Genomic DNA, 5,061 nt, shown 5'->3' with positions numbered 1-5,061 from the left:
CGTCGTCGGCACCATGTTCCAGTGGCTGTTCGAGCCGAACGTCGGCATCATCAACACGCTCCTCGACCGGGTTGGTCTCGACGGCTTGACGCACAACTGGCTCGGCGACCCGTCGACCGCGTTGCCTTCCGTGGCAGCGGTGTTCGTCTGGTACCACTGGGGCTTCGCCTTCATCCTGTTCCTGGCAGGGCTGCAGGACATCCCGAAGGAGCGGTACGAGGCCGCCAGCCTCGACGGAGCGCGTGGCTGGGCCCGCTTCCGCTACGTCACCTGGCCTGGCCTCGCCCCGGTGACGTCGATAGTCAGCTTGCTCACGCTTCTCGCCGCGCTGCAGATCTTCGGCACTGTCCAGGTCTTGACGAACGGCGGCCCCGGCCACCACACGATGGTCCCGACGCTGCTCATCTACGTCGAGGCATTCACCAACAACCGCTACGGTGCCGCGGCAGCCATGTCCGTGCTCTTCGGTGGCGCGCTCGTGGCGCTGGCGGCTCTGCAACTCTGGATCACGGGAAGGCGGTCGCGCGCATGAGGGGTCACGACGTCCTGCACCCGGGGGCGACGACGAGCCCCCGACGCCCGTCCGAGGCGTCGCAGCCACCGGAGCACCGCCGGCGCCGCCCCGTCGTCCGGACCAACCGGATTGGTCTCTACGGGCTGCTCGTGGTGGCTGCCCTCATCTCCTTGTTCCCGGTGTTCTGGCTCTTGTCCGGCTCCCTGCAGACCCGTGAGGAACTGTACGCGGGGCAAACCCTGGTGCCCCCCGCGCCGGCCTGGCAGAACTACCTGGATGCCTGGGTCGACGGCAACCTCTTCGTGTACCTGTCCAACAGCATCATGTACACGGCCGTGTCCGTCGCCGGGATCCTGGTGGTCTCGAGCCTGGCCGGCTACGCCCTCGCCCGGCTCGACTTCGCGGGCAAGGGGCTCGTCACAATCGTGCTGCTCGCCGTGATGATCATCCCCGCACCGGCGATGTTCATCGCACAGTACAAGCTGCTCATCTCCTTCGGCCTTACCGACAGCCGCGTCGGCTACGTCCTCGTGCTGATCACCGCGGGGATCCCGATGGCCTCGCTGATCATGCGCAGCTTCTTCGTGAGCCAGCCGCGCGAACTCGAGGAGGCGGCCTCGATCGACGGGGCCGGGCCGGTGCGGACGTTCTTCAGCGTCATCATGCCGCTGGCCAGACCGGGCCTGGCCGCCGTGGGCGTCATCCAGGGCCTGCAGGTCTGGAACGAGTACCTCATGGCGCTCGTGCTCTTCGCCGACGACAGCCGGATGCCCGTACAGCGGGGCCTGATGAGCTTCGTGTCCTCCGAGACGCCGGAGCAGACGATCCTCCTGGCCGCCACGGCCATCTCGGTGGTCCCAGTCATCGTCTTCTACCTGCTCGCGCAGCGGCAGATCATCGCCGGCCTCGGTGCCGGCGCTGTGAAGTAGGCGCGCGGCGTTCTCCGCCACCCCTCGTCGGCACGCGTGTCCGGAATCGTCGCGCGCCCGTCCGACCTGTCCTGCCCACATTGAACGAGAGAAGCCTTTTCCATGGAAACGACCTACCACGACCCGTCCCCGAGCCCGGCGGAGCGGGCGGTGGACCTTCTGGGCCGCATGACGCTCGAGGAGAAGACGCAGCAGCTGACGTCGGTTCTGCCCAACCAACTCAAGACGGCGGGCGGGATCGACGACGGCCAGCTCAAAGCGCTACTGAGCACCGGCATCGGGCAGATCTCGGCCGCGTCCCTCGGTGCGCTCTCCGCGGTCGAGGTGGCCCAGCTCAACAACGGCGTCCAGCGGTTCCTGCGCGAGAGGACCCGGCTGGGGATCCCCGCCGTACTGCATAACGAGGCGCTCAACGGGGCACTCGCGCCGTCGTTCACCTCGTTCCCCACCGCCATCGGGCTCGCGTCGTCCTGGGATCCGGAGAAGGTGCGCGCGATGACGACCCTCGTCCGCCACCAATTGCGCGCGCTCGGGGTGCGCCAAGCGCTCGCGCCCGTGCTCGACATCGCGCGGGACGCCCGGTGGGGCCGCGTCCACGAGACGTTCGGCGAGGAGGTGCTGCTCGCCTCGGCGCTTGGCATCGCCTACGTCGCCGGCATGCAGGGCGACGACCCCGCCGAGGGCGTCATCGCCACGGCCAAGCACTTCCTCGGCTACGCCACGTCGGAGGGCGGGCAGAACACGGCGGCCGTGCACGCAGGACCCCGAGAACTGTACGACGTCTTCGCGACGCCGTTCGAGGCGGCGATCCGGGTCGCCGGGCTGGCGAGCGTGATGAACAGCTACTCCGAGGTCGACGGCGTACCCGCCGGTCTCGCCCGGGAGCTGCTCACCGACCTGCTGCGTGGACGGATGGGCTTCCGCGGCACGGTCGTCGCTGACTACCGAACGATCCAGTACGGGGTCGACCGCCTGGGCGCCGCCCCCGACGCGGCCAGCTCCGCGGCCCTCGCTCTGCACGCCGGCCTCGACGTCGAGCTCCCCGCGCCGTACGGGTACGGCGCGGGCCTGGTCGACGCTGTTCGCAGCGGCCTCGTCCCAGAGGCCGAGGTCGACCGCTCCGTCCTCCTGGTCCTTGAGCAGAAGTTCGCGCTGGGGCTGTTCGAGGACCCGTTCGTCGACGAGCGGCCCAAGGTGATCGAGGCGATCGCCCGGCAGGGCCGCGACCTGGCTCAGGAGCTCGCCGAACAATCGATGACGCTGGTCACGAACGACGGCCTCCTTCCGCTGCCGCGCACCCCGCAGCGCGTGGCCGTCATCGGCCCGCACGCCTCGAACGTGATCGGAACGTTCGCGAACTACACGTACCCGCCCATGCTTGAGATGATTAAGGGCATCGCCGACGGGCGTTCGCGAATGGCGGGTCTCGAGGGCTCTCGCGACGAGCTACCGCCGACGCTGCGTGGCGCCTTCGACCAGCTGGTGGAGACGATGGCGGCGTTCGACCCGGAGCAGATGGTCCGCGAGATGTACGACGCCGTCGGGTTCGCGGAGGCCCTCAGTGCTGCCGCCCCGCACCTCGACGTGGTGACCTGCCCGGGTTCGGCAGTGATGGAGGCGATCGACGGAGGCCTCGACGAGGCCGTCGAGCTGGCCCGATCGGCCGACGTCGTGATCCTCGCCATCGGCGGGCGCTGCGGCGCGTTCGCCGGGAACACCACAGAGGGCGAGGGCACCGACTCCGCGTCGCTGGAGCTCCCAGAGGCGCAGCGTGCCCTCGTCGACGTCGTCGCGTCGGTGGGCAGGCCGACGGCAGCGGTCATTACGATGGGCCGCCCGTACGCCCTGGCCGATATCTCGGCGAAAGTCTCCGCGATCGTAGCCAGCCCTTACCCCGGCCCCGCCGGCGGGCCGGCGCTCGCACGCATCGTGACCGGGGACATAGCGCCCTCGGGCAAGCTCCCCTTCACTCTGCCTCGCGCAGTCGGGCAGGTGCCGATCTTCCAGGCGCAGAAGCGCGGCAGTGGGTACCGCAGGCTGCCGAAGGACATCTTCAAGGGGTACCTCGACCTCGAGAGCACACCGCTCTACCCCTTCGGGCACGGCCTCTCGTACGTCCAGTTCGAGTACGGCGACCTCCGGATCGACCGGGACAAGGTCGGCATCGACGGTACGGTGGGCATCACGGCAACGGTGAGGAACCTGGGCGGGCGTCCAGCCACCGAGGTCGTCCAGCTGTACCTCGGTCTGCCGGCGCTCGGTGTCACGCGTCCCGCGCAGCAGCTGGCGGGCTTCGCACGGGTGCCGCTCGGACCGGAGGCGAGTGCGGATGTGCGGTTCGACGTTCCGATGTCCATGTGTGGGTACAGCGCGACCGCGACCAGCTTCGTGGTCGACCCTGGGGACGTGGAGGTCCTAGTCGGCTCCTCGTCGAGCGACATCAGGCTCGTCGGCGAGTTCGCCATCATCGGTGAGCGGACAGACGTCGCGGCGACGCGGACCTACGTCCCGGAAGTCACCGTCCGGCCGGTCGACGAGCCTGTTGAGGACACAATGGCGCACAGGCCGGCCGGCGAGGACCCAACGGGCGGCGTGGAGGCATGAGCGTGCGCCGGCCCGGATTGAGTGATCGGCCTGCGCGGTGGTGGAGGCGATGGGGTCCAGCAGGTCACTGGGCCGCGGTGAGACCGCCGTCGAGCGTCAGCAGCTGACCGGTCACGAACGACGACGCCTCGGAGCAGAAGAACAGGACCGCTCCCACGACGTCGTCGGTCTCAGCGATCCGGTGCAGGGGGATCCGTGCCAAGAGACCCTCATAGAACGCTTTGTCGGCCAGCAGACTCTCTGACTGCGCCGTGCGCACGAAGGTCGGCGCGATGGAGTTCACTGTGATCCGGTGCTTGGCCCATTCGGTAGCCCACTGCCGGCTGACGGCGTCCATGGCACCCTTAGCGGCAACGTAGGCGGAGAAGCCGTTGTCGATGCCGAGTTGCCCTCGCACGGAGGAGAAGTTCACGACCCGCCCGCCGTTGCCCGCGGTGATCATGGCCTGGACGGCGGCCTGCGTCGGCAGCAGAGAGGTGCGCAGGTTCAGGTCGATAATGCGGTCCCACTCCGACTCGGGGTACTCATGGGCCGGGTACAGGGCGGTTCCCGCGCCGCCGCCGACGGTGTTGACGATGATGTCGAGCCGGCCGAAGCTCTCGACGGCGGCCTCCGCGACGCCGTCGGCGTCGGCCTTGGCGGCCATGTCACCCTCGACGGCGATCGCGCGTCCACCGGCCCGCTCGATCCGCTCGACGACTGCATTCAGTCGCTCGATCGAGCGCCCGGCGCAGGTCACCGCCGCGCCGACCCGGGCGAGCGCCAGCGCCGTGCGGGCGCCGATGCCGCCCGAGGCCCCAGTCACCACCGCCACCTTGCCGTCCAGCCTGAACCGTGCGAGCTCGTCCATGTCGCCTCCTGCGGTGCGTCGGCCAGCAGGACATGGAGAGACGTCGCCGCTGGCGTGTCTGATCGATGATATCGATGGATTATCGATAGTCAAGTGCATGATCTGCCGACCAGTACCAGACGCGGCACCCACGAACGCGCCCCCCACGCGCATTGGGGCCGGGC

4 protein-coding genes are annotated in these 5,061 nt (G+C 69.2%); 3 read left to right on the top strand and 1 reads right to left on the bottom strand.

Going from position 1 to position 5,061, the window contains the following annotated elements:
- From ELR45_RS35940 to ELR45_RS28045, 3 genes are all read left to right on the top strand, one after another.
- Window positions 1-532 (top strand): carbohydrate ABC transporter permease (locus tag ELR45_RS35940; protein WP_165368169.1); only part of this gene is annotated, 532 nt, incomplete at its 5' end.
- Window positions 529-1,443 (top strand): carbohydrate ABC transporter permease, encoded by a 915-nt coding sequence (locus ELR45_RS28050; RefSeq protein WP_129669268.1) that lies wholly within the window; start codon window positions 529-531, stop codon window positions 1,441-1,443. The genes ELR45_RS35940 and ELR45_RS28050, both read left to right, overlap by 4 nt.
- A 102-nt stretch (window positions 1,444-1,545) precedes the next feature.
- Window positions 1,546-4,047 carry a glycoside hydrolase family 3 N-terminal domain-containing protein gene (locus tag ELR45_RS28045; RefSeq protein WP_129669267.1) on the top strand — a complete coding sequence of 834 codons (2,502 nt, stop codon included), beginning with the start codon at window positions 1,546-1,548 and terminating at the stop codon, window positions 4,045-4,047.
- Between the two features lie 64 nt (window positions 4,048-4,111).
- Here ELR45_RS28045 and ELR45_RS28040 read toward each other — a convergent pair whose 3' ends face one another.
- Window positions 4,112-4,897: an SDR family NAD(P)-dependent oxidoreductase gene (locus tag ELR45_RS28040; protein WP_129669266.1), complete on the bottom strand. Its 786-nt coding sequence runs from the start codon at window positions 4,895-4,897 to the stop codon at window positions 4,112-4,114.
- Window positions 4,898-5,061 lie beyond the last annotated feature (164 nt).

The organism is Phytoactinopolyspora endophytica (genome assembly GCF_004138495.1).
Taxonomy (GTDB): domain Bacteria; phylum Actinomycetota; class Actinomycetes; order Jiangellales; family Jiangellaceae; genus Phytoactinopolyspora; species Phytoactinopolyspora endophytica.
The sequence above is the reverse complement of the archived record's forward strand: the minus strand, read 5'-3'. Positions and strand labels throughout refer to the sequence as shown.

Excerpts from the sequence above, each read along its gene's own strand:
- ELR45_RS28050 (WP_129669268.1), top strand. The coding sequence starts at position 529 with ATGAGGGGTCACGACGTCCTGCACCCGGGGGCGACGACGAGCCCCCGA.
- ELR45_RS28040 (WP_129669266.1), bottom strand. The coding sequence starts at position 4,897 with ATGGACGAGCTCGCACGGTTCAGGCTGGACGGCAAGGTGGCGGTGGTG.
- ELR45_RS28045 (WP_129669267.1), top strand. The coding sequence starts at position 1,546 with ATGGAAACGACCTACCACGACCCGTCCCCGAGCCCGGCGGAGCGGGCG.